This is a genomic window from Microbacterium resistens NBRC 103078, assembly GCF_001552355.1.
In the GTDB taxonomy this organism is placed as follows: Bacteria; Actinomycetota; Actinomycetes; order Actinomycetales; family Microbacteriaceae; genus Microbacterium; species Microbacterium resistens.
In genome coordinates, this window is record NZ_BCRA01000008.1 from 29,775 (window position 1) to 53,192 (window position 23,418).

At 70.3% G+C, this 23,418-nt stretch carries 18 protein-coding genes; 7 read left to right on the forward strand and 11 right to left on the reverse strand.

All coding sequences use genetic code 11. The features are described 5' to 3' along the window. Window positions 1-13: 13 nt before the first annotated feature. From MR1_RS01300 to lepA, 4 genes are all read right to left on the reverse strand, one after another. The gene (locus MR1_RS01300) at window positions 14-667 is read right to left on the reverse strand and encodes a DUF1990 family protein (protein WP_067242682.1); all 654 of its coding nucleotides are present in this window, start codon (window positions 665-667) and stop codon (window positions 14-16) included. A 175-nt stretch (window positions 668-842) separates the two neighbouring features. Continuing rightward, a complete protein-coding gene (locus MR1_RS01305; RefSeq protein ID WP_067242684.1) occupies window positions 843-2,270 on the reverse strand; it encodes an HNH endonuclease signature motif containing protein in 1,428 nt (475 codons plus the stop codon). Window positions 2,271-2,525: 255 nt separating this feature from the next. Then, on the reverse strand, window positions 2,526-3,017 hold the full coding sequence (locus MR1_RS01310; protein WP_067242686.1) for a DUF1990 family protein: 492 nt from the start codon (window positions 3,015-3,017) through the stop codon (window positions 2,526-2,528). A gap of 4 nt (window positions 3,018-3,021) precedes the next feature. After that, window positions 3,022-4,872, reverse strand: coding sequence for a translation elongation factor 4 (lepA, locus tag MR1_RS01315; protein ID WP_067242688.1), 1,851 nt, complete (start codon window positions 4,870-4,872; stop codon window positions 3,022-3,024). A gap of 246 nt (window positions 4,873-5,118) precedes the next feature. On the opposite strand from lepA, the gene MR1_RS01320 reads away from it, so the two are divergent. From MR1_RS01320 to MR1_RS01340, 6 genes are all read left to right on the forward strand, one after another. Then, complete coding sequence (locus tag MR1_RS01320; RefSeq protein WP_067242690.1) at window positions 5,119-6,102, forward strand: ABC transporter permease; 984 nt, start codon at window positions 5,119-5,121, stop codon at window positions 6,100-6,102. A gap of 1 nt (window position 6,103) precedes the next feature. Further along, window positions 6,104-7,024, forward strand: coding sequence for an ABC transporter permease (locus tag MR1_RS01325; protein WP_067242692.1), 921 nt, complete (start codon window positions 6,104-6,106; stop codon window positions 7,022-7,024). After that, entirely contained in the window at window positions 7,021-9,078 is a 2,058-nt protein-coding gene (locus MR1_RS01330; RefSeq protein ID WP_067242694.1) for an ABC transporter ATP-binding protein, read from the forward strand. Before MR1_RS01325 ends, MR1_RS01330 begins: the two co-directional genes overlap by 4 nt. Window positions 9,079-9,184: 106 nt before the next feature. Then, window positions 9,185-10,900, forward strand: a complete 1,716-nt coding sequence (locus MR1_RS01335; RefSeq protein ID WP_067242695.1) for an ABC transporter family substrate-binding protein — start codon at window positions 9,185-9,187, stop codon at window positions 10,898-10,900. A 207-nt stretch (window positions 10,901-11,107) separates the two neighbouring features. After that, window positions 11,108-11,260, forward strand: coding sequence for a hypothetical protein (locus MR1_RS19605; protein WP_157517848.1), 153 nt, complete (start codon window positions 11,108-11,110; stop codon window positions 11,258-11,260). Window positions 11,261-11,352: 92 nt separating this feature from the next. After that, the gene (locus MR1_RS01340; protein ID WP_067242697.1) at window positions 11,353-12,102 is read left to right on the forward strand and encodes an alpha/beta fold hydrolase; all 750 of its coding nucleotides are present in this window, start codon (window positions 11,353-11,355) and stop codon (window positions 12,100-12,102) included. On the opposite strand, the gene MR1_RS01345 is transcribed toward MR1_RS01340, so the two are convergent. Continuing rightward, on the reverse strand, window positions 12,026-13,306 hold the full coding sequence (locus tag MR1_RS01345) for an MFS transporter (protein WP_067242699.1): 1,281 nt from the start codon (window positions 13,304-13,306) through the stop codon (window positions 12,026-12,028). The genes MR1_RS01340 and MR1_RS01345 overlap by 77 nt on opposite strands. Window positions 13,307-13,526: 220 nt before the next feature. Between MR1_RS01345 and rpsT the strand changes: the two genes are divergently transcribed. Beyond that, the gene (gene rpsT / locus MR1_RS01350; RefSeq protein ID WP_067242701.1) at window positions 13,527-13,787 is read left to right on the forward strand and encodes a 30S ribosomal protein S20; all 261 of its coding nucleotides are present in this window, start codon (window positions 13,527-13,529) and stop codon (window positions 13,785-13,787) included. Between the two features lie 83 nt (window positions 13,788-13,870). Here the strand turns inward: rpsT and holA are convergent, their stop codons facing one another. The 6 genes from holA to leuS all read right to left on the reverse strand — a co-directional run bounded on the left by holA (window position 13,871) and on the right by leuS (window position 23,329). Then, complete coding sequence (holA, locus tag MR1_RS01355; RefSeq protein ID WP_067242703.1) at window positions 13,871-14,920, reverse strand: DNA polymerase III subunit delta; 1,050 nt, start codon at window positions 14,918-14,920, stop codon at window positions 13,871-13,873. 67 nt (window positions 14,921-14,987) lie between these two features. Next, a complete protein-coding gene (locus MR1_RS01360) occupies window positions 14,988-15,653 on the reverse strand; it encodes a DsbA family protein (protein ID WP_067242705.1) in 666 nt (221 codons plus the stop codon). Window positions 15,654-15,798: 145 nt separating this feature from the next. Next, on the reverse strand, window positions 15,799-18,078 hold the full coding sequence (locus tag MR1_RS01365; RefSeq protein WP_255218060.1) for a ComEC/Rec2 family competence protein: 2,280 nt from the start codon (window positions 18,076-18,078) through the stop codon (window positions 15,799-15,801). Window positions 18,079-18,182: 104 nt separating this feature from the next. Continuing rightward, complete coding sequence (locus tag MR1_RS01370; RefSeq protein WP_255218061.1) at window positions 18,183-18,833, reverse strand: ComEA family DNA-binding protein; 651 nt, start codon at window positions 18,831-18,833, stop codon at window positions 18,183-18,185. Between the two features lie 118 nt (window positions 18,834-18,951). Continuing rightward, entirely contained in the window at window positions 18,952-20,742 is a 1,791-nt protein-coding gene (locus tag MR1_RS01375) for a GDSL-type esterase/lipase family protein (RefSeq protein WP_157517849.1), read from the reverse strand. A gap of 4 nt (window positions 20,743-20,746) precedes the next feature. Further along, the gene (leuS, locus tag MR1_RS01380) at window positions 20,747-23,329 is read right to left on the reverse strand and encodes a leucine--tRNA ligase (RefSeq protein WP_067242708.1); all 2,583 of its coding nucleotides are present in this window, start codon (window positions 23,327-23,329) and stop codon (window positions 20,747-20,749) included. Between the last annotated feature and the right edge of the window lie 89 nt (window positions 23,330-23,418).

Genomic DNA, 23,418 nt, shown 5'->3' on the forward strand with positions numbered 1-23,418 from the left:
CATCGTACGGCGCTCACAGCGGCGTCGTGTACAGCGGCGAGATGGCGCGCAGGTAGCGGGCGAACAGCTCGCGTCGACGACGGCGCACGAGCGCCGGGATCGTCCGGTACAGGAAGGCGTTGGGCCGGTCGAAGGCGCGGACGGTGAACCAGACCTCGTCGGTGTCCTCGCGCCAGTCCAGGTCGAACGACTCCTCGCCGCTCACCACGGACCCGCCGACGGTGCCGAGCACGAAGCCCACCCGCCGCGGCTCCTCCGTCACGGAGATGACGCGCAACTCAGCGTCCGCACGCATCCCGCCCGCTCGCCCGCGCACGCGCAGCGTCATGCCGGGGCCGACGAACGGCGTGCCGTCGGCATCGAAGCGCTGCTCGATCTCGTTCTTGCTCGGCGCGATGGGCGTGCCCTCGGCGTCGAAGCTGACGCCCGCGTAGGCGGGGCCGGACGCCGGGCGCAGATCCTCGATCTCGAGACCCGCGGCCCGCTGCGCGGTCCATGACAGCAGCGCCTCGCTGGCGACGCGGAAACGCTCCTCGCCACTGCCGATGCGCCACGACTCCTCGGCGGGAAGACTGTGCTCCGGCGGATACTGCATGAGGTCGGGGGCGTGAGTGGCCCCCACGGCGGCATAGTCCACCGTGCCTTCTCGGAAAGTCCCGCGACGCATGAGACCAGCCTACTTGCCGACCTCTCGGCGCTCACTCAGGTTCTCCACATTGTGCGCCGTTCGCGTCGCCGACGGTCCTCGTCGCACGTCTCCGGCGCAGCGTCCGCGGCGAACATGGCCCCTTCTCCCAGGCTGCGCCCTCTGCGGCCCTGCGTCCGCTGGTGGCAATGCTCCTCTAGGCGAACATGATGCGTCGGGGTGGTGGGTGGGCGTAGGTGCGTTGGAGGGGGCTGGTCCATTGGATGGTGCCGTCGGGGTGTTGTCGTGCGGTCCATCGGTGGGGGTCCGGGACGTCGGGGTGTTTGAGGGTGTGGTGGGTCGGGCAGAGGTGGGCGAGGTTGGTGAGGGTGGTGGGTCCGCCTCGGGCGTGGTCGTGGGTGTGGTCGATGTCGCAGTGGTGCGCGGGGGTGGTGCAGCCGGGGAATCGGCAGTGTTGGTCGCGGGCGCGGAGGTGGCGGCGCATGGGGATGGTGGGCGTGTAGGTGTCGGTGTGGGTGAGGATGCCGTCGGGGCCCAGGAAGAGGCGGGTCCATCCGGTGTGTCGGCCGGCGAGGGCGCGGGCGAGGTCGGGGTGGAGGGGGCCGTGGTCGTCGAGTTCGGCGGGTCGGTCGTCGTGTCCGGCGAGGGTGGTCGCGGCGAGGGTGGTCGCGGCGACGGTGACCTGGATGTGCGCCTGGATGCGGTCCAGCCCTGTGCCGTGGACGGGGGTGGGGTCGGCGGCGAGGAGCAGGTCGGTGAACAGGTCCGCGCGGACCTGATCGGCTGTCCGCCCATCCACGACATCGGCGGTGTCCGCGGTGCCCGTGGGTTCTGCGACATCGGTGGTGTCCGCGGTGTCCGTAGGTTCTGCGGTGTTGTTGGAAGCGGAGGGAACGGTGGGTTCCGTGGGTTCAGTGGCGTCCGTGGTGCTGCTGGTTTCGTTGCCGGGGGTGGTGCCCGGTGCCGGACGGCGGCGGATGTGGTGGGACATGCGGGTGAGGCGGTCCATGATCGCGACGGCGTAGACCTCGGGGATCACCGCGGTGATCAACGCGAGACCGTCATCGAGGGACCGGATCGTGACGCACCGGTCCGGCCAGGCCGCACGATGCCGCTCCACCACCGCGGCAGGCGCCAGGGCGGCGGCGACCTGCCGCGCCAACACCCGGGTCCGTGCCGGGGACTCATGCTCCGCGACCTCCAACACCGCCGCCTGATAGAGCCTCAGCACGTCCGCGTCGACGGACCCGGACGCGATCGCGTCGCGCAGGATCCGCGACGCGTGCACGATCTCCCGCACATGCGCAGCGGTGATCGTCCCTTCCGGCCACCGCTCCTTCACGTCCGGCAGTTGCGCGGCCAGGACCTCCGCGTCGGCGAAGGCCCGCTCCACCGTCCCCCGCGACACCCGCCCCGCCGCGGCATACTCCGCGACCATCGACCGACGAATACTGTCACGATGCACCGGCTGAGCCCGCACATCCCCCTCGAACAGGGTCACCCGCCCCGCCAACAACGCCGACGCCTCCGCCTCCAACCGGGCGATCTGCCGACGCGTCGCCACCCACGCATCCAACAGCCCCTCCCGCGAACGAGCGGTAGACGACGGGGCCGAGGTGAACATGACCCCAGAGTAGAACAAATGTACGACACTCGGGTGGAGGTGTGGACAACCACAGCGACCGGGAACATGCCGAGGCGTGAGCGCGTTTCGACTCGCTGCGCTCGCTCAACGACCGGGAGGAGGCGGACCGAACAGGTGAGCGCGTTTCGACTCGCTGCGCTCGCTCAACGACCGGGACGGCACTCGCACAACGACCGGGGGCGCGCAACGACCGAGGGCGGGCGCAGGAGAAGTCCTTCCTTGCCGGGCGTTCCGTCAGCGTCTCGTCGACGCCGATTCACGGACCGCGTCGTTCACCACGCGCACGTACGCGGCCATGGTGCGATGCTGCAGGATCCGCAGGGCCGGGGTGACGACGCGCCAGCGCCACGTGGCGGGGCACGAGATCGAGCGGGCGGTGAAGCGGCCCGACTCATCGAGGACGAACGACTCCTCGCCGTACAGCGGGTGTCCCGGCATCGCCTCGTAGCCGAAGCCCGAGGCCCCCGCCCACACCACGCGCACCGGCTCGTCGAACCGCTTCCCGCACACACGGAGGGACAACGTGCCGACCTGCCCCGGCGCGGGCACCGCCTCGGGCGCACCGAAACCGACCCGGCGCTTGAAGTCCCACGTCGAGATCAACGACGCCACCGCGGTCCGCGCCGCGGGCGGAACCTCCGTGGAGCGCTCGATCAGCCGCATCCCCCGGGGAACGCGCTGCACCGGCTCACGTGCGATCCCGCGCGGATACGCCGGTCGGCGCATCGGACTACTTCTTGTCCTTGCCTTCGACGTCCCCGGACAGCGCGGCGATGAACGCCTCCTGGGGGACCTCGACGCGCCCGACCATCTTCATGCGCTTCTTGCCCTCCTTCTGCTTCTCCAGGAGCTTGCGCTTACGGGTGATGTCGCCGCCGTAGCACTTCGCGAGCACGTCCTTGCGCATGGCGCGGATGGTCTCGCGGGCGATGATCCGGGCGCCGATGGCGGCCTGGATCGGCACCTCGAACTGCTGGCGTGGGATGAGCTTGCGCAGCCGTTCCGCCATCATCGTGCCGTAGGCGTAGGCCTTGTCCCGGTGGACGATGGAGCTGAACGCGTCCACCTTGTCCCCCTGAAGCAGGATGTCGACCTTCACGAGGTCCGCTTCCTGCTGCCCGGACGGCTCGTAGTCGAGCGAGGCGTACCCCTGGGTCTTGGACTTGAGCTGGTCGAAGAAGTCGAACACGATCTCGCCGAGCGGCATGTTGTAGCGCAGCTCCACGCGCTCCTCGGAGAAGTACTCCATCCCGAGCAGCGATCCGCGGCGCGACTGGCACAGCTCCATCACCGTGCCGACGTAGTCCTTGGGCAGCAGGATCGCGGCCTTGACCATGGGCTCGGCCACCGAGGCGACCCGCCCGTCCGGGTACTCGCTGGGGTTGGTGACGGTGACCTTCTCCCCCGTGTCTGTGGTGACCTCGTAGATCACGCTCGGCGCCGTCGTGATGAGGTCCAGGCCGAACTCACGGGACAGGCGCTCGGTCACGATCTCCAGGTGCAGCAGCCCGAGGAACCCGCAGCGGAAGCCGAAGCCCAGCGCGACCGACGTCTCCGGCTCGTACTGCAGCGACGCGTCGGAGAGCTTCAGCTTGTCCAGTGCCTCGCGGAGCTCGGCGTAGTCGCTCCCGTCGATCGGGTACACGCCGGAGAAGACCATGGGCTTGGGGTCGGTGTAGCCCGCCAGCGCCTCGGCGGCGGGCTTGCGGGCGTTCGTGACGGTGTCGCCCACCTTGGACTGGCGCACGTCCTTCACGCCGGTGATCAGGTAGCCCACCTCGCCCACGCCGAGGCCCTTCGTCGGCACCGGCTCCGGGCTGGACACGCCGATCTCCAGCAGTTCGTGGGTCGCCCCGGTGGACATCATCTGGATCCGCTCGCGCGGCGACAGGCGGCCGTCGACCATCCGGACGTAGGTCACCACGCCGCGGTACGAGTCGTACACGGAGTCGAAGATCATCGCCCGCGCCGGCGCCTCGGCGTCGCCGACCGGGGCGGGGATCTCGGTGACCAGGCGGTCCAGGAGGTCCTCCACGCCGACGCCCGTCTTGCCCGACACGCGCAGCACGTCCTCCGGGCGCCCGCCGATGAGGTCGGCGAGCTCCTTGGCGAACTTGTCGGGGTCCGCGGCCGGAAGATCGATCTTGTTGAGCACCGGGATGATGTGCAGGTCGTTCTCGAGGGCGAGGTAGAGGTTCGCGAGCGTCTGCGCCTCGATCCCCTGCGCCGCGTCGACGAGGAGGATCGCGCCCTCACAGGCCGCGAGCGACCGCGACACCTCATAGGTGAAGTCCACGTGGCCCGGGGTGTCGATCATGTTCAGGGCGAACGTCTCGCCGTCGAGCTGCCACGGCATCCGCACCGCCTGGCTCTTGATCGTGATGCCGCGCTCGCGCTCGATGTCCATGCGGTCGAGGTACTGCGCGCGCATGTCGCGATCGGCGACGACGCCCGTGATCTGGAGCATGCGGTCGGCGAGGGTCGACTTGCCGTGGTCGATGTGGGCGATGATGCAGAAGTTGCGGATCTGCTCAGCGGGCGTCGAGGCCGGCTGGAGAGGGGTGAGGGCGCGGGGTGACATGGGTTCCTGAGCGGGTCGAAGGGATCCGGACGATTCTACGTGAGGCCCGCCTCATCGCGATCCGGCGGCGGCGGTGATAGTCTCGCGAAGTTGCCGCGGGGCGAAACCGAGTTCCGCACGCGACTGTGCTCCGTCTCATCCGATTGCGCTCCCACCCCCGGAGCGCGGACGGCGTGAGAACGGCTTCGACCCAGCGCCGCGTCGGAGAACCCGTGCGGCGACTGCGAAGAGAGAAAGAACACCGTCTTGATCAAGTATCTGCTCCGCCGACTTCTCGGCTGGCTCCTCATGATCGTGGTGGCGACGAACATCACCTACTTCCTGGCGTGGGGGTTCCTCGATCCCCGCAACAACTACGTGGGTCGTCGTCCGCCGCTCTCGCCCGAGGAGATCACCCGGGTTCTCGAGCCCCGAAACCTCAGCGACACGGTGCCCCTCATCCAACGCTGGTGGAACTGGCTCACCGACATCGTTCTCCACTGGAACTGGGGTGTGAGCCCGGTCGGACAGTCGGTGAACGAGCAGATCGCCTATCGCATCTGGGTCTCGGCGGAGCTGGTGCTGGGGGCGACGATCATCGCCGCGATCCTCGGCGTCGCGCTCGGCGTCTACACCGCCTCCCGGCAGTACAAGCTCGGAGACCGGATCGGCCAGGCCACCTCGATCATCACGATGAACATCAACATCGTCGTCGCCGCTCTGGGTCTCGTCCTCCTCGCCATCTCCTTCAACGAGTTCGTGGGTGCTCGCGTGTTCTTCGTGACCGGCGCCGGCGGGAAGGACGTCGAGGGCTTCTTCCCCTACATCGTGGACAAGCTCCAGCACCTGACCCTGCCGACGATCGCGCTCGTGATCATCAGCTACGCCCAGTACCACTTCCTGCAGCGCTCCCTGCTCCTCGACAACATCAAGGCCGACTACGTCCGGACGGCACGCGCGAAGGGCCTCACCAAGCCGCAGGCCGTGCGCAAGCACGCGCTGCGCACCTCCCTGATCCCCGTCGCGACGCAGCTCGCGTTCACGATCCCCGGGGTCTTCACCGGAGCGATCCTGACCGAGTCGATCTTCGGCTGGAACGGGATGGGCAAGTACTTCATCGACACGATCAACAAGAACGACGTGCACGGCGTGGTCGCCGTCGCCGCCGTCGGCGCGGTGCTGACGGCGATCGGCGCGATCCTGGCCGACATCGTCGTCGTGGTCCTGGATCCGCGAGTGAGGGTGAGCTGAGATGACGACGAACACGATCCAGCCGCCCGTGGGCCCGGACACGACCGCAGCACGCCTTCCGCGCAAGCGGATGTCGACGATGGAGCTCTACTACCGGCGCTTCGTCCGCAACAAGCCCGCGGTCGTCGGAGTCTTCATCTTCGTCGCTCTGGTGCTCTTCTCGATCATCGGTCCTCTCGTGGCGAAGTACGACCACATCTTCCTCGACTTCCTCAACCTCGGCACACCGCCGTCCGGAGAGCACTGGTTCGGGACCACTGCATCGGGCAACGACCTGTTCGCCCAGGTGGCGATCGGCACCCAGCGCTCCCTGATGATCGCGGTCACCGTCTCCGTGGGAACGACTGTGATCTCGGCGATCGTCGGCACGGCGGCCGCCTACTTCGGGGGCTTCTTCGAGCGGACCACGCTCCTCGTGATCCACTTCCTGATGGTGATCCCGACCTTCCTGATCCTCGCGCTGGTGTCGAACAGCGCCGGCGGCGACTGGCGGGTCATCTCCATCGTGATGATCTTCACCGGATGGTTCTTCCCTGCCCGGGTCATCTGGACGATGGCGCTGTCGCTTCGCGAACGCGAGTACGTGCACGCCGCCCGCTACATGGGCGTCCCGGGCATGCGCATCGTGCTGCGGCATCTCCTCCCCAACATCGGGTCTCTTCTGGTGATCAACTTCACCCTCGGCATCGTGACCGCCGTCATGGCGGAGACCGGGTTGTCGTTCATCGGCTTCGGCGTGAAGATCCCCGACGTGTCGCTCGGGTCTCTCATCGGCACGGGCGCCAACTCCATCAGCAGCGCCCCGTGGCTGTTCTACTTCCCTGCCGGCGCGCTCACCTTGCTGACCGTCTCCATGGCCCTCGTGGCGGACGGCCTGCGCGACGCCCTCGATCCCACCTCTGCGGCGGGAGGCCGCGCATGACCGCTCCTCTGCTCTCCATCCGGGACCTCCACGTCAGCTTCGCCTCGGAGGCCGGCCGCGTCGACGCCGTCCGGGGCGTCTCCTTCGACCTCGAAGCGGGACGCACGCTCAGCATCGTCGGCGAGTCGGGATCGGGCAAGTCCGTGACCTCGCTGGCGATCATGGGTCTCCTCGACGACAACGCGAAGGTCACCGGGTCGATCCGGTTCGACGGGCAGGAGCTCGTCGGCAAGACCGACAAGCAGATGTCGTCGCTGCGCGGCAACGGGATCGCGATGATCTTCCAGGATCCGCTCACCTCGCTGACCCCGGTGTTCACCGTGGGCGACCAGCTGATCGAGGCGCTCACGGTGCACCGCAGCATGTCGGCCGCGCAGGCCACGGAGCGCGCGATCGAGCTCCTCCGCCTCGTCGGGATCCCGAGTCCCGAGCGGCGGATGAAGTCCTTCCCGCACGAGTTCTCCGGCGGTATGCGACAGCGCGTGGTGATCGCGATCGCGATGGCGAACAACCCGAAGCTGATCATCGCCGACGAGCCGACGACCGCGCTCGACGTGACGATCCAGGCCCAGATCCTCGACCTGATCGGCACCGCGCAGCGGGAGACCGGTGCCGCGGTGATCATGATCACGCACGACATGGGGGTCGTCGCCAAGACCGCCGACGACGTGCTCGTGATGTACGCGGGCCGCCCCGTCGAACAGGCCCCGGTCCGGGAGCTGTTCCACCAGACGCGCATGCCCTACTCGATCGGGCTCCTCGGCGCGATCCCCCGGATCGACAAGGCCGAGAAGGAGCCGCTGGTCCCCATCAAGGGCAACCCTCCGCTCCTGGTCAACCTCCCCGACGCCTGCCCCTTCGCGAATCGCTGCCCGATCGCGGTCGAGGCGTGCCGGACCGCCGAGCCTCCGCTCGAGACGATCGCGACCGCAGGCGGGGCCGAACACCGGGTCGCCTGCATCCGCGCGCACGAGATCGACGATGACGGGATGATCGGCGGACGTCCGGTGTTCCCCGTGCCGGAGATCCCCGAGGCGGCGATCGACCGCGTCCCTCGCGAGGAGCGCCCGGTCACCCTCGACGTCCAGAACATGCGCAAGACCTTCCCGCTCCTCAAGGGCGCGATCCTGAAGCGCAAGGTCGGCGAGGTGCACGCCGTCAAGGGCCTCACGTTCGACATCCGTGAGGGCGAGACCATGGCGATCGTGGGCGAGTCCGGATGCGGCAAGACCACGACCCTGCTGCAGATCATGGACCTGGTGAAGCAGACCGACGGCGAGATCACCATCGCCGGGACGAAGGTCTCGGAGCTGCAGGGCGGTCGCGCCGAGCGCCAGCTCCGTCGCGACATCCAGATCGTGTTCCAGGACCCCATGGGCGCTCTCGATCCGCGCATGACCGTCACCGACGTCATCGCTGAGCCGCTGCGCGCCATCGGCGTCTCCCGCGACGAGGCGAACGCCCGCGTGGACGAGCTGATGGACCTCGTCGGGCTCGACCCGGCCCACGCCAACCGCTTCCCCGGTGCCTTCTCCGGCGGTCAGCGCCAGCGCATCGGCATCGCCCGCGCCCTCGCGACCAATCCGAAGATCGTCGTCCTCGACGAGCCGGTGTCGGCGCTGGACGTGTCGATCCAGGCGGGTATCATCAACCTGCTGGACGAGCTCAAGGTGAAGCTCGGACTGTCCTACCTGTTCGTGGCGCACGATCTCTCGGTCGTCCGCCACATCGCGGACCGCGTCGGAGTGATGTACCTCGGCGAGTTCGTCGAGCACGGAGACGTCGACGCGGTCTTCGACGACCCGCAGCACCCGTACACGCAGGCGCTGCTGTCGGCCATCCCGATCCCGGACCCGGACATCGAGCGCAACCGCGACCGGATCGTCCTGCAGGGCGACCTGCCGAGCCCGACGGAGAAGCTCACCGGCTGCCCGTTCGTGACCCGGTGCCCGCTGTACAAGATCCTTCCCCCCGAGCAGCAGACTCGCTGCGAGACGGTGGAACCCGCCCTGACCGGCGGGCCCGACCACAGGAACGCGTGCCACTACCGCTGAGAAATCGGAACGGTAACGGTTTGCGATCCCTACCCCGGATCGTCCGTGGCACGTGGTTATCCTGCCCTCATCCCCTGAAAGAGCCGAAAGGCAACGAAGGAGCACCATGAAAAGGCACCAGAAGCTGATGGGCGTCGTCGCCCTCGGCGGCGCCCTCGCACTCGCCATCAGCGGTTGTGCGTCGGGCAGCAACACCGGCGGCGGTAACGGCGGCGACGAGAAGCCGGCCGAGACCAAGAGCGCGGACTACAACCCGCAGCCGCGCGAGAACCTGAAGGAGGGCGGCGAGGTCCACTTCGAGATCAACGAGATCCCGCCGCAGCTGAACGCGTTCAACAGCGACGGCAGCGCCGACACGCAGCGCCTCGCCTCGTGGTACACGCCCCAGGTGTTCCTGATGGACCCGGACGGGACGGTCAAGCCGAACCCCGCCTACGTCTCCGACTACAAGATCGGTGTCGAGGGCGGCAACACCACGGTCTCGTTCACGGTGAACGAGAAGGCGACGTGGAACGACGGCACGCCGATCGACTACACCGCCTTCGAGACCACCTGGAAGGCCAACAACGGCACCGACGAGGCCTACGCCCCGAACTCGACCGACGGCTACAAGGCCATCACCTCGGTCACGCAGGGCGCGACGCCGAAGGACGTCGTCGTGACGTTCGACGGCGAGTTCGCCTGGCCGCAGATGCCGTTCCTCACGGGGATCATGCACCCGGCCGTCAACACCCCGCAGATCTTCAACGAGGGCTTCATCAGCAACCCGCACCCCGAGTGGGGCGCCGGGCCGTACAAGATCGACAACTTCGACGCGAACGGCCAGACGGTCACGTTCGTCCCGAACGAGAACTGGTGGGGCGACAAGCCGCTGCTGGACAAGGTCACCTTCACCGGGATGGACGCGTCGGCATCGATCAACGCGTTCAAGAACGGTGAGGTCGACGAGGCGCCGACCAACAACAAGGACCGCCTCGCGCAGGTCGCCGACATGAAGGACGTCGTGACCTACCGCGCCCAGCGCACCTCGAAGACGGTTCTGCTCGTCGACTCCGAGAAGCCGCAGTTCCAGGACATCAAGGTCCGCCAGGCGTTCTTCATGGGCGTCGACCGCGAGCAGCAGAAGCAGATCGCGTGGAACGGCCTCGGCTACGAGGAGCCGGACGCCGGTTCGCTGAACCTCTACGCCTTCCAGGACGGCTACAAGGACTCGTTCGCCGAGGCGGGCCTGAAGCACGACGTCGACGCGGCCAAGAAGCTGCTCGACGAGGCGGGCTGGACCGAGGGCAAGGACGGCATCCGCGAGAAGGACGGCGTCAAGCTCTCCGTCACCTACCCGGTGTTCAGCGACGACCCGACCATCGAGGCTCTGGCCAAGGCGCTCCAGCAGCAGCAGAAGGCGATCGGCATCGAGATCAAGATCGACAAGCGCGCGTCGGCGGACTTCTCCAGCGACTTCACCTCGAAGAACTGGGACACCGTCTCGCTGCAGTTCACCGATTCCGACCCGTTCGGCCCGCTGTGGTTCTGCCAGCTGTACTGCTCTGACAGCAGCCTGAACCTGTCGGGGACCAGCACGCCGGAGATCGACGAGAAGATCAAGGCGGAGGTCGAGTCCCAGACGACGGCCGAGGCCTGGACCGAGGCGTCGATGAAGCTCGAGCCGGAGATCATCAAGGAGACCTGGGGCGTCATCCCGCTCTACAACGGTCCCTGGATCGTCACCGCGAAGAAGGGGCTCGCCAACCTGACCCCGGAGCCCTACGTGGGCCTCGACGGCTACGGCGTCACCCCGGTGGAGAACGTGGGCTGGGAGAAGTAACCCTCTCCCTCCCTCGCGAGCGGGGTCGGCGGATTCGTCCGCCGGCCCCGCTTTCTCGTGCTCGGGCCACCGGCATGGCGCGTTGCCGCTCATCGTCCGCCGACATAGGGTCGTGACCATGGATCGCTCGGGGGGAGCGATGCACCGCACTCCCCGTCGATCGTTCGACCCACAACGGATGTGGGCGACGACACGGAAGGAAGTTCGATGAAGATCTCTCTCACGAAGAAGACCGCCGGGGTCCTGGCGGCGTTCGCGCTCGCGCTCGGCGCGGTGGGCGTCGCCGCGTCCGCATCGCAGGTGGAGACCTCCTCCCCGCAGGCGCTGCTGATGATCTGCAACGGCGCGAACCTCTGCTGAGATCGACACAGGCGGGGCCGGCGGATCCCTCCGCCGGCCCCTTCTCGTCATGTCTGCGAAGTCTCCTTCCGGGGGCCTCTTAGGCTGGTGCCGTGACGGTGAGCGTGGTGCTGGTGCATGGGATCCGGACATCGGCGACGATGTGGCGCTCCCAGCTGGCGTATCTGACCGAGCGGGGGACTCCGGCCGTCGCCGTCGACCTGCCGGGACACGGTACCCGCATGGACGAGGTCTTCACCCTCGACGAGGCCTTCGCCACGATCGATTCCGCTGTCAGAGACGCTGCGGCGGCCGGCCCGGTCCTCCTCGTGGGGCACTCGATGGGCGGGCTGCTCTCCACGGTCTACGCAGGCAGCGACGCGACCCCGCCCGTCGCCGGGTTCGTCGCGGCGTCCTGCACCGCCGTGCCGCGGGGAGCGGGCCTCGCCGCCTACCGGATGCTCGCCGGGGCGATGAACTCACTGCCGGACCAGGGCATGTGGCTGAGCCAGCGCGTGCTGGCAGCCACGCTGCCCGAGCACACCCGGGAGGATTTCGGAGCGGGCGGTTACGCGCTGCGTGCGCAGGACGTCGCCCTGGGCGCGCTGCGGACGCTCGATCTGCTGACGGCGGTCGAGCGTCTGACGATGCCGACCTGGTTCGTGAACGGGCAGTACGACCAGCTGCGCATCCATGAGCGGCTGTTCCTCGGGATCGCGCCGAACGCCGAATTGATCCTCGTCCCCCGGACGACCCATCTCGTCACCGCGATGCGTCCGCGCGTCTTCAACGCCGTCCTGGGCCTGGCGCTCGCGACGCTGGAGTCGGAGGGCGCCCGCCCGCCCGTATCGCCCCGGTCATGAGAGCTCCCCCGAGCGACAGCACGGCAGCGCCGACGAACAGGAGCCAGAAGCCGCTCACCGCGGCGACCAGTCCCGCACCCAGCAGCGGCCCCACGAGCTGGCCGAGGGCCGCGGAGACGTTCACGAGCCCCAGGTCGCGGGCGTGGTCGTCGGGATCCCGGAGCAGGTCCGTCGCGAACGCCAGGCTCACCGCCATGTAGGCGCCGTAGCCCGTGCCCATGACCGCCGCCGCCACCGAGGTCACCACGAGGTCGGGACTCAGGAGGATGACGACGCCCGAGGCGGCCTGCACGACGGCCGAGAGCACCGTCAGAAGCCGGCGGCGGCCCCACCGGTCCGAGAGGATGCCCACCACCACCGAGGCGGCCACGACGAAGGCCGTGTACACGACGATGAGCAGCAGCAGGTCGTCCTCGGCCTCCGCGGCGGGCACGCCGATGCCGTATCGAAGGAAGAACAGCAGGAGGGAGGTGCCCAGGGCGTTTCCGACGTTGACCACGAACCGGCTCGCGAGAAGCCAGAGAAAGTCGCGGTCGTGCAGGGAGGACCGTCGTGCGCCGGGCGCGTCGACCGTGCCGCGTGTCGCCGGCCGGTCCGGGAGCAGCGCTGCGGCGCCCACCCCGACGACCGCGATGATCCCGGCGAGGAGCGCGTACGCCGCCCCGGTGCCGAGCCCGAGCACCACCACCGCCCCGACGCCGACGACCACCCCCGCGGCCTGCGCGGCGCTGGCCGCCGCGGACGCGCTCCCGCGCTGCGTGTCGAGCTGATCCGCGATGAGCGCGGTGAACGCCGCCCCCGCCGTCGAGACGCCGACCGACACGACCACCCACGAGGCGCCGATCCCGAGGGGCCCCTCCGCGGCACCTGTGAGCAGGAGGCCGACGGCGGCGACGAGCGATCCGCCCGCCGCCCACGGGCGCCGTCGTCCCCATACGAGCCGGGTGCGGTCGGACATCCGGCCCGCCAAGGGTGCGGCCAGCACGCCGGCGAGCCCGCCGGCGGACAGCACCACGCCGGCGCGGACCACGCCCTCGATCCACCCGTCGCCGGGGGTGTCGAGCTGAAGCGGGAGCAGCAGCTGGATCGGAGTCAGCTGCACCGTCCACACCGCCAGCCATGCCAGGGTGAACAGGAGGAACCATACTCCCCCGACCCTGCGTGCCGTGGGGCGGGCGGGATCGGGCACGGACGACTCGGGCATGGAGGACTCCTTCGACTCCTCCGCCCAGCATGGACCCGCGAGCACGACGGGACGCGGCACGACGCGCACGCGACACGGCCGAACGCCGTTCGGCGCCGATACGGAGACCTGTTAGACTCGGTGATTGGCTTGCGTGTGGGTTTTGCCCTCACGACCGCCGCTCAACGCCCCTCTCCCGTTGACGGCACACCATCCGAAACACGAACGAAGGTTCCCGCACGTGGCAAACATCAAGTCGCAGATCAAGCGCAACAAGACCAACGAGAAGGCGCGCGAGCGCAACAAGGCCGTCAAGAGCGAGCTGAAGACCGCCGTGCGCACCACGCGCGCCGCGATCGCCGCCGGTGACAAGGCCGCCGCCGAGGCCGCCCTGAAGAAGGCGTCGAAGAAGCTGGACAAGGCCGTCAGCAAGGGTGTCATCCACTCCAACCAGGCCGCGAACCGCAAGTCGTCGATCGCCAAGCAGGTCGCCGCGCTCTGACGCCTCGCCGCATCACGAAGGCCCGTCTCCTCGGAGGCGGGCCTTCGTCGTCGTCCGGCACGGCGTCGGCCGTTCCGACGTGCTCAGCCGCCGAAGGGACGACGCGTCGCGACCACCGTGATCATGCGCTCCAGGGCGAAGACGGGATCCCGCGCGGCGCCCTTGACCTCGGCGTCCGCGCGCGCCGTCGCCTGGATCGCGAGCCCGAGGGAGCGCTCGTTCCAGCCGGACAGATCGCGACGGGCGCGATCGACCTGCCAGTCCTTCATCCCGAGCCGTGAGGCCAGAGCCGCCGCCGGTTCCCGGGACCCGGCGACGCGCGCCATCGTGCGCAGCTTCATCGCGAACGCCGCGACCATGGGCACGGGGTCCGCGCCGGAGGACAGGGCGTGGCGGAGCGCCACGAGCGCCTCGCCGTAACGGCCCGCGATCGCCGTGTCGGCCACGACGAACGCCGACACCTCGACCCGTCCCCCGTAATACCGTTCCACCACGGCGGGCGTGATCTCTCCCTCGACGTCGCCGATGAGCTGCTGGCACGCCGCCGCCAGCTCGGTGACGTCATCCGAGAATGCGGAGACGAGAGCTCGCAGCGCCTGGGGGGCGATGCGCTTGTCGGCAGCCTTGAACTCCCCCGCCGCGAAGTCGAACTTGTCGCTGTCGCGCTTGATCGCGGGGCACGGGATCTCGATCCCCTCGCCGGTGCCGGCGCGCACGGCGTCGAGCAGCTTCTTGCCCCGCACCGACGCCCCGGTGTGGCGGAGGATCACCGTCGCGCCCTCCTGAGGATGCTCCAGGTACGCCACGGCCTCCTGGATGAAGGCGTCCGTCGCCTTCTCGACGCCGGCCACGCGCACCAGGCGCGGCTCGCCGAACAGGGACGGCGAGGTCAGCGCGAGAAGGGTGCCCGAGGCGTAGTCGTCAGCGCGGACGTCGCTGACCTCCAGCGCCGGGTCCTCCAGCCGCAGGTAGTCGCGGACTCCCGCGATCGCGCGCTCGGCGCAGATCTCCTCGGGCCCCGAGACCAGGACGATCGGCGCGGGCCGGGGCTCCCGCCAGGACACCTGCGGAATGCTCGCGGCCTTGCTCCCGCGCTTGGCGCCGCCGCGGGCAGAGGAACGGGGGGCAGCCATGCGTCCCAGCCTACCGGCGGGCGCCGACGTCCCCGCCGGTGCCGGGGACACCCCGTGACGATCCGGGTCAGCGCCCGCCCACGGCATCGCGGACGGCGTCGCCCAGGTCGTCGAAGCGCTGCAGGGCGACCTGCTCGCCGTTGAGGAAGAACGTCGGGGTGCCGGTGATCCCGAGCGCACGGCCGTCCTCGACGTCCCGGTTCACCCGTTCCGTCGTCGCGGGGTCCGCGACCGCCCGGTCGTACGAGGCCATGTCCAGACCCAGCTCCTGAGCGTAGGCGCGGAACACCGCGGGATCGGGCGTCGACGCCTCGCCCCACTCCGCCTGCGTCCGGAACAGCAGGTGGTACATGTCCTCGAATCGCCCCTGCTGCGCCGCGGCCTCGACGGCGACGGCCGCGTTCATCGCGTTCACGTGGCCCGGGAGCGGGAAATAGCGCACGACGTAGGTGATCTCGCCGGCGTACTCGGCGCGGAGGTCCTCGACCACCGGATAGAAGGCGCCGCAGGCCTCGCACTCGAAGTCCAGGAACTCGACGACGGTGACCCTGCCGTCGCTCTCCTCCCCCAGCACATGCGAGTCGTCGCGCACGACCGCGGCGGTCGGGTCCGCCGAGGGATCCGTCGCCTCCGGCGCGGCGCCGCGGGTGGCGAGGACGAAGAGCAGCCCGCCGAGCAGCAGCACCACCGCCGCGCCGACGGCGACGAGGATCGCCCTGAGTGTGCGGTTCATCGGACCCTCCAAAGGAACGGGATCGGGATCGGGATCGGGATCGGGATCAGGGATCAGGAGCCGGGGATGAGGACGGTGGACGGATCGCGGCCGAGGGTAGCAGTGTGTGCCATGCACCCCCTGGGGAGGCGTCGTCCGTTCTCCGTCACGGCGCGCGCTCGGCCCACAACCGGAGGCCGCCGGGCGTGCCTCTGACGAGGATGAGGCCCGACTGGTCCGTGCGCGCGACCCGTGACCCGGTGGCGTGCAGCAGCTCCAGCGTCTGCGCCCGGGGATGCCCGTAGTCGTTGCCGGCGCCGACGGAGACGATCGACAGGGACGCGGAGAGCAGACGATAGACATCCGGATCCTGGTCCGCACTGCCGTGGTGGGCGACCTTGACGACGTCGTACGGACCGCGCAGGGTCTGCGTCCGCGCCATCATGCGCTGGGAACGGGCCGAGGTGTCCCCCAGCAGCAGTGTGCGCGGCATGTCGGGACCGGAGACCTCCATCACCACGCTCGTGTCGTTGCCCGCCGGGAAGACACGCTCGTCGCGCCGGGGCCACAGCACCCGCCAGGAGGCGTCCCCGAGCATCCCCGAGTCTCCGGCCGCTGCGGCGGAGGCGTGTGCTCCCGCATCGGTCAGGGCAGCGAGGATCCGCTCGTCGCCCCCGTCGGCGGGGACGCCGTGCAGTACGGCGTCGACCCGGCCGATGACGGCCTCGGTCCCGCCCACGTGGTCCAGGTCGAAGTGCGTGAGCACGAGGAGGTCCACCCGGTCGATCCCGAGCTCCCTCAGACAGCGTTCGAGGGCGTCGGGATCCGGCCCGGTGTCCACGAGCAGGATGTCGCCGGCGCTGCGGACGGCCACGGCGTCGCCCTGGCCCACGTCGCAGGCGGCCACCGTCCAGTCGCCGGGGCGCGTCATCGGCGCGACGGGGCCGCCCAGCAGCGCCAGGCCCGTGCCCGTGCCGATCACGACGGCGAGGACGACGACCGACGCGGTGGACACCGCGGCGTTCGGGGAATGCGGGACGAGGATCCAGATCACCGCCGCACCCAGGACCGCCGTCATCAGCGCGGTGAGCGGACCCGGCGGTACCTCGACCGCCGCTCCCGGCCACGACGCGGTGGTCTCCGCGGTCGCCGCGATCCACGCCGAGGGCAGCCACGCGCAGGCCGCGAGGAGGTCCGCCAGCGGCGGAACGGGCAGCGCGAGGCAGGCCAGCAGTCCGAGCATCGTCGCCACCGGGGCCGCTGGCTGGGCGATCAGGTTCGCGGCCACGGAGACAAGGGACTGCTCGGTCGCGAACAGGGCGATGACGGGTGCGCACGCCAGCTGCGCCGACAGCGGCACGGCGAGCACCAGCGCGACCGGAGAGGACATCCATCGCGACAGGCCCCGTGCGAGCGGCGGAGCGAGCACCAGCAGCGCGGCCGTGGCCGCTGCGGACAGCACGAAGCCGATGGACGTGCTCAGCCAGGGGTCGACGACGAGCAGGAGCGAGACCGCGAGCAGCAGGATCGACAGCCCGGCACGGGGCCTGCCGCGGAGGACCGCGAGCATCGCGAGCCCGGACATCGTCGCCGCACGCACGACGCTCGGCTCGGCGGTGACGAGCACGACGAACGCCGCCAGCGCAGCAAGGGCGCCGAGAACGCGCAGGGCGCGACCGCGGCGCAACAGCACGACCAGCCCATACCCGGCTGCGGTGACGATGGCACAGTTGCTGCCGCTGACCGCGACCAGATGCGACAGTCCGCTGGCGATCATCGCGTCCTCCAGCTCGCCGGGAACCGCCCTGGTGTCCCCGATCGCGAGGCCGGGAAGCAGCGCCGCCCCGGGCCCGGGAAGCCTCGACGCCCGGTCGGCGAACGCGCGGCGCACGTCCGCCGCCATCCGGACGATCAGCGGCCCGCGCGACAGGATCTCGGGAGGCTCCTCGACGAAGAGCACCAGGGCGGCGCGCTCTCCTCCGTCCGTCGCCACGGCCCGTCCGCGGACGCGGATCACCGTGCCCGGGTCGATCCCCTCCTCCGTCTCCGGGACGCCCAGACGCACCGGGACGTGGATGGCTCCCGGACGGCCCGGCGGTCCTAGGCTCCGCGAGTCGGCGTCCGCCCACAATCGCCCGTCCGCGCCGCCGGTCGGCGACGAGGAGACGACCGCGACCGCTTCGAGGACCCGGCCCTCGAATTCTGCCGCGTGCACCCGAGAGGGGGACGACATCAGGAGAGTGCTCGCCACCGCGCACACGGTGGCGCCGCACAGCAGCGCCAATCCGGCCGGGCCGTCCGGCCGACGCCGCGCACGCCGGAGGAACCACCGGGAGAGGGCGAGAGCCACGATGAGTCCCCCGAGGACGAGGAGCGGGAGCGCAGCGGCCGGGACGGTGACGCCGAGCAGCGCCGCACCGCTCGCGCATCCCGCCACCGGGAGCATGCGCAGATCCCGCCTGGCCCGTCGCGGGATCGATCCGTCCGCGACGGAGGAGGCTCCCTTCTCCCCCGACCGGTGACCGTTCGAGCCTGCCCATGCGGCGCCGGTCACACGCGGACCCGGTCCCGCAGCCCGGCCAGGAGCTTCTCCCCGATGCCCGGCACCGCGAGGAGATCGTCGACGGCGACGAAGCGACCGTTCTGCTCCCGCCACTCGATGATCCGTGCCGCGAGGGCGGGACCGATCCGCGGCAGCTCCTCCAGCGTCGCGGCGTCAGCGGTGTTGAGGTCGATGAGCCCGCCGGCACCGGGCGCCCCGCCGACCCCGCCCGGGGCCTGCGCGACGGCGCCGGGCGCCGCGACCATGATCTGCTCCCCGTCGGAGACGGGCCGCGCCAGGTTGATGCTCCCCAGATCAGCGGAGGCCAGGGTGCCGCCCGCCGCGGCCACCGCCTCGGCGACGCGCGCACCGTCTCCGAGCACGTACAGCCCGGGGCGCTCGACCTCGCCGAGCACGTGCACGTAGACGGACGCGGCCCCGGGGGCCGGCACCCCGCCCCGTGATGCTCCGGGGGCCTCGGTCGTCACCGGCAACGGCTCGTCCGGGTGCAGCGCGCCCTGTCCGCGGACCAGCCCGATGCCCACGGTCACGGAGAGGACGACGATCGCGACGATCACGGCGGCGCCGATTCCGAGACGGAACCGCGGCGTGGCCGGGCGCAGTCGAGAGGTGGGGCGAGGCGGAGGTTCTGGGGTCACACCGCGACGCTACGAGCCGGGCGCGGTCGCTGGATCGCGAGTCATGCCTTCCGTGGACAAGCGCCTCGGGGGCGAGCCCGTGCAGGACGAGCGGGGAACGCGAAAGGCCGTGATGCCGTCATCGCCCGAGGACCGCGCGGAGCGCGTCGGCGTACGGGCCGGCGACCCGGTCGTGCCCGGCCTGGGACAGATGGATCGGATCCGCCTGCGGGGCGCGGCGATCCGTGATCCAGCCCGCCACCGAGATCGTCGGGAAGCCCATCGCCTGGGCCTCGGGCAGGATGAGCGCCTCCACGGCGCGCCGCTCCGCGTGCGACGCGTCCCGCCGGCTCATCACGCCGTTCACGACGATGCTCGCCTCCGGGTAGGCCGCGCGCACCTGTTCGAGAAGACGCCGCTCCGCCGCGACGATCTGATCGCCCGGCACACCCTGGGTCGCATCGTTCCCCCCGAGTGTGATGCTGACCAGTCCCGGGTTCCCCTCGGGGAGGAGCACGAGGTGGGAATCCAGCGCGTCCGTCACGCTCATGCTTAGGGCGCCGGAATGCGCGACGTATCCGCCACCGCCGTAGGAGCGCTCCACGATGTCGGTGAAGCCGTTGGCGCGGGCGCCCTGTTCGACCCACGAGGAGCCGTCGCACTGCGAGTCGCACAGGAGCACCGCCGTCTGCGGTCCCACCGGCTCCGCGCTGTAGAGGATGCCGTCCCGCTGGATCGTCTCCACCCGCTCGAACGCCGTATGGGACCCGCGCTCGTCGCTCCAGGCGTCCTTGACGGGCCAGCCGAACCGGTCGGGAAGCCGCGTCCACTGGTCGAAGGTGGTGCGGTCCAGCACCGACGTGCCCCGCGGCGACGACAGCAGCACCCCGCCGGAGAACGCCTGATACCAGGCGTCGGCGAACGCGGTGCGTTCGCCGACGGGCAGTCCCAGGGCCCCGCCGGCGTCGCCGAGCTCGCGATAGCGCGCCTCGATATCGCCCGGCCACGTCGCGTGGACAGCGCCGTCCTCGTCGGCGCGGTAGAGCACGCCGTTCTGGAACGTCTGCCGGGCTCCGCCCTTGACGGCGGTCTCCGCCGCCGTCGGCCAGCCCAGATCTCCCTCCTGCGCGCCGCGCCGGAGATAGTCCCCACGCATCCCGTCCAGGACCGGGACGGCACCGGTCGCCTCGGACCACCAGATCGCCCCGTGCTCGAATCGCTGCACGCGCCCGTCGCCGGCGGCCTCCTCGGGCAGCCGGGGGTACCCGAGCGGCCCCTGCTGCGCGCCCGAGTCGGCGTAGGCGCGTGCGATGTCCTCCCGCACCGCAACGGCGACGCCGTCTCGCAGGTAGACGGAACCGCGCCGGAACTCCTGGATCCCCACGCCGTTGGCGTCCCGTCGCACGCCGGACCGCGGCTCGCCGAGACCTCCGCGGTCCTCACGATGCCGCAGCCACGCGCCCCACATCGGCCCTCGGACGGCGGTCACCGCGTCGCCGCCGCGCACGAAGAGCCCGCCGCGCTGGAACTCCTGCCACCGCAGCGAGCGGTCCGCGTCGCGCTGCACGTCGTCCACAGGCAGGCCGAACGCGTGCTCCGCGCCCGCCTCGGCGAAGGCCGTTCCGAGAGCGCCGTCATGCACGGCGTGAGCCCCCGTCCCCCGTGACCAGTACACCCACCCGTGGTCGAAGCGCTGCGAGCACTCGCTCCCCCGGGAGACGCACGTCTCGGGCGTCCGGGCGGTGCCGAGCTCCTCCTGCGCTGCCGCCCAGGCGCGACCGATCGGACGCGTCAGATCCACGGGAGCCGCCAGCTGCGCGACCATGCCGAGCAGCAGACCCGCCAGAGCGCCGCCGGTCAGGAGCACCGTGGACAGACGCCGGATCACCCTCAGGGCGCGGGCACGCACCCGGCGGGGCGATCCGCGCACCGGTTCAGCCCTTGACGGCGAAGTTCACGATCTTCGGCGCGCGGACGATCACGCGGACGATCTCCTTGTCCGCGAGGGCCCGCTGCACGCGCTCGTCCGCGCGGGCGAGGGCTTCGAGCTCGGCGTCGCCGATCCGTGCCGGGACCTCGAGCGTCGCACGCACCTTCCCGTTCACCTGCACGGCGGTCGTGACGGTGTCCTCGACCAGCAGCACCGGATCCGCCTGGCGCCAGGGCACCAGTCCCACGGACGGCTCGTGTCCGAGGATCTCCCACAGCTCTTCCGCGGTGTGCGGCGCGACGAGGTCCAGCATCACCGCGATGGTCTCCGCCGCCTCCCGCACCGCCGGGTCGGCCCCTCCGGCGCCCGTGTCGATCGTCTTGCGGGTCGTGTTCACCAGCTCCATCAGCCGCGCGACGAGCACGTTGAACTTCGTCTGCTCCACCAGACCCGGAGCCTCGGCCAGGAGCCGGTGGGTGGCGCGGCGCAGGGCGGCGTCTCCGCCGTCGAAGGGGACGCCGACGGGGGACGTGACATCCTGCGCAACGCGCAGCGCGCGGGAGAGGAACTTCTGGGCGCCGGTCGTCGAGACGTCCGCCCAGTCCTTGTCGTCCTCCACCGGGCCGGCGAAGGCGAGCGCGACGCGCAGCGTGTCCGCGCCGTGCGCGTCCAGCTCCTCCTGGAACAGCACCAGATTGCCCTTGCTCTTGGACATCTTGGCGCCGTTGAGGATGACCATCCCCTGGTTGATGAGGCTGGAGAAGGGCTCGGTGAAGTCGATCAGCCCGATGTCGAACAGGACCTTGGTGAGGAACCGCGCGTACAGCAGGTGCAGGATCGCGTGCTCCACACCCCCGATGTAGGAGTCCACCGGCGCCCAGCGCCGCGCCTCGTCCACGTCGAAGGCCACGGCGTCCGACGTCGGCGACAGGAAGCGCAGGAAGTACCAGGAGCTGTCGACGAACGTGTCCATCGTGTCGGGATCCCGAAGGGCCGGCTCGCCGGTGGACGGGTCGACGGTGCGGACCCAGCCCTCGGCGGCCCCCAGCGGCGACGATCCCTTCGGCGACAGGTCCAGCCCGTCGACGCTGGGCAGGCGGACCGGGAGCTGGTCCTCGGGCACCGGGACGATCCGGCCGTCCGTCGTGTGCAGCATCGGGATCGGCGTCCCCCAGAAGCGCTGCCGAGAGATCAGCCAGTCGCGCAGACGGTAGTTCTTCGCGGCGCGTCCGTTCCCGGACGCCTCCAGCTGCTCGATCGCGCGGGCGATCGCGTTGCGCTTGGAGAGGCCGTTCAGCTCGCCGGAGTTGATCATCCGACCCTCGCCGGTCAGAGCGATCCCGGTCGTGGCGGGGTGCTGGTCGTCCAGGGTCCCCGCAGGCTCGATCGGGACGCCGTCCTCGTCGACCTCGATCACGGGCATCGCCCCGGTGATGGGCGCCGTCGTGTCGACGACGACCTTCACGGGCAGATCGAACGCCCGCGCGAAGTCCAGGTCGCGCTGGTCATGGGCGGGAACCGCCATCACCGCGCCGTGACCGTAGTCGGCGAGCACGTAGTCGGCGGCCCAGATCGGCAGCCGTTCGCCGTTGACCGGGTTGATCGCGTAGTGCTCCAGGAACACGCCCGTCTTCGGCCGCTCCGTCGACTGACGGTCGATCTCGCTCGTCTTCTGGACCTGCGTCAGATAGTCCTGGAAGCGCATCCGCACCTCCGGCGAGGCCGACGCGGCCAGCTCGGCGGCCAGGTCCGAGTCCGGAGCGACCACGAAGAACGTGGCCCCGTGCAGGGTGTCCGGACGCGTCGAGAACACCGTGACGACGCCCTCGCGCCCCTCGATGCGGAAGTCGACGTCGGCGCCCACCGACCGGCCGATCCAGTTGCGCTGCATCTGCAGCACCTTCTGCGGCCAGGAGCCCTCCAGCTGGTTCAGGTCGTCCAGCAGCCGGTCCGCGTACTCCGTGATCCGGAAGTACCACTGCGTCAGCTTCTTCTTGACGACCTCGGCGCCGCAGCGCTCGCACCGCCCGTCGACGACCTGCTCGTTCGCCAGCACGGTCTGATCGTTCGGACACCAGTTGACCGGGCTCTCCTTGCGGTACGCCAGCCCCCGCTCGTACAGCTTCAGGAACAGCCACTGGTTCCAGCGGTAGTACTCGGGGTCCGACGTGTGCAGGACCCGGCTCCAGTCGAAGGAGACGCCGTAGTCGCCCAGGCTCTCCCGCTGCTGGGCGATGTTCTGATACGTCCACTCCCGCGGATCCGCTCCCCGGCGGATCGCGGCGTTCTCGGCGGGCAGGCCGAAGGAGTCCCACCCGATCGGGTTCAGCACGTTGTGCCCGCGGTGACGCCAGTACCGCGCGACGATGTCCGAGTACAGGTAGTTCTCGGCGTGCCCCATGTGCAGGTCGCCGGACGGGTAGGGGAACATCGCCAGGACGTACTTGCGCGGGCGGGTGTCGTCGGCGCCGCCGGCGCGGAAGGTCTCGTTGTCGGCCCAGTACTTCTGCCACTTGGCCTGAAGCGCGTGCGCCGTCAGCGGCTCCTCAGCGGACACGGCGGCGGTGGGCGACAGGTTCTCGGACAACGAAACGACCAATCTCTGCAGAACGGAAGGACCCGGAGTTCGGGATATTCCAGGTTATCCCAGGCGGCGCCATATCCCGGCCCGTATCC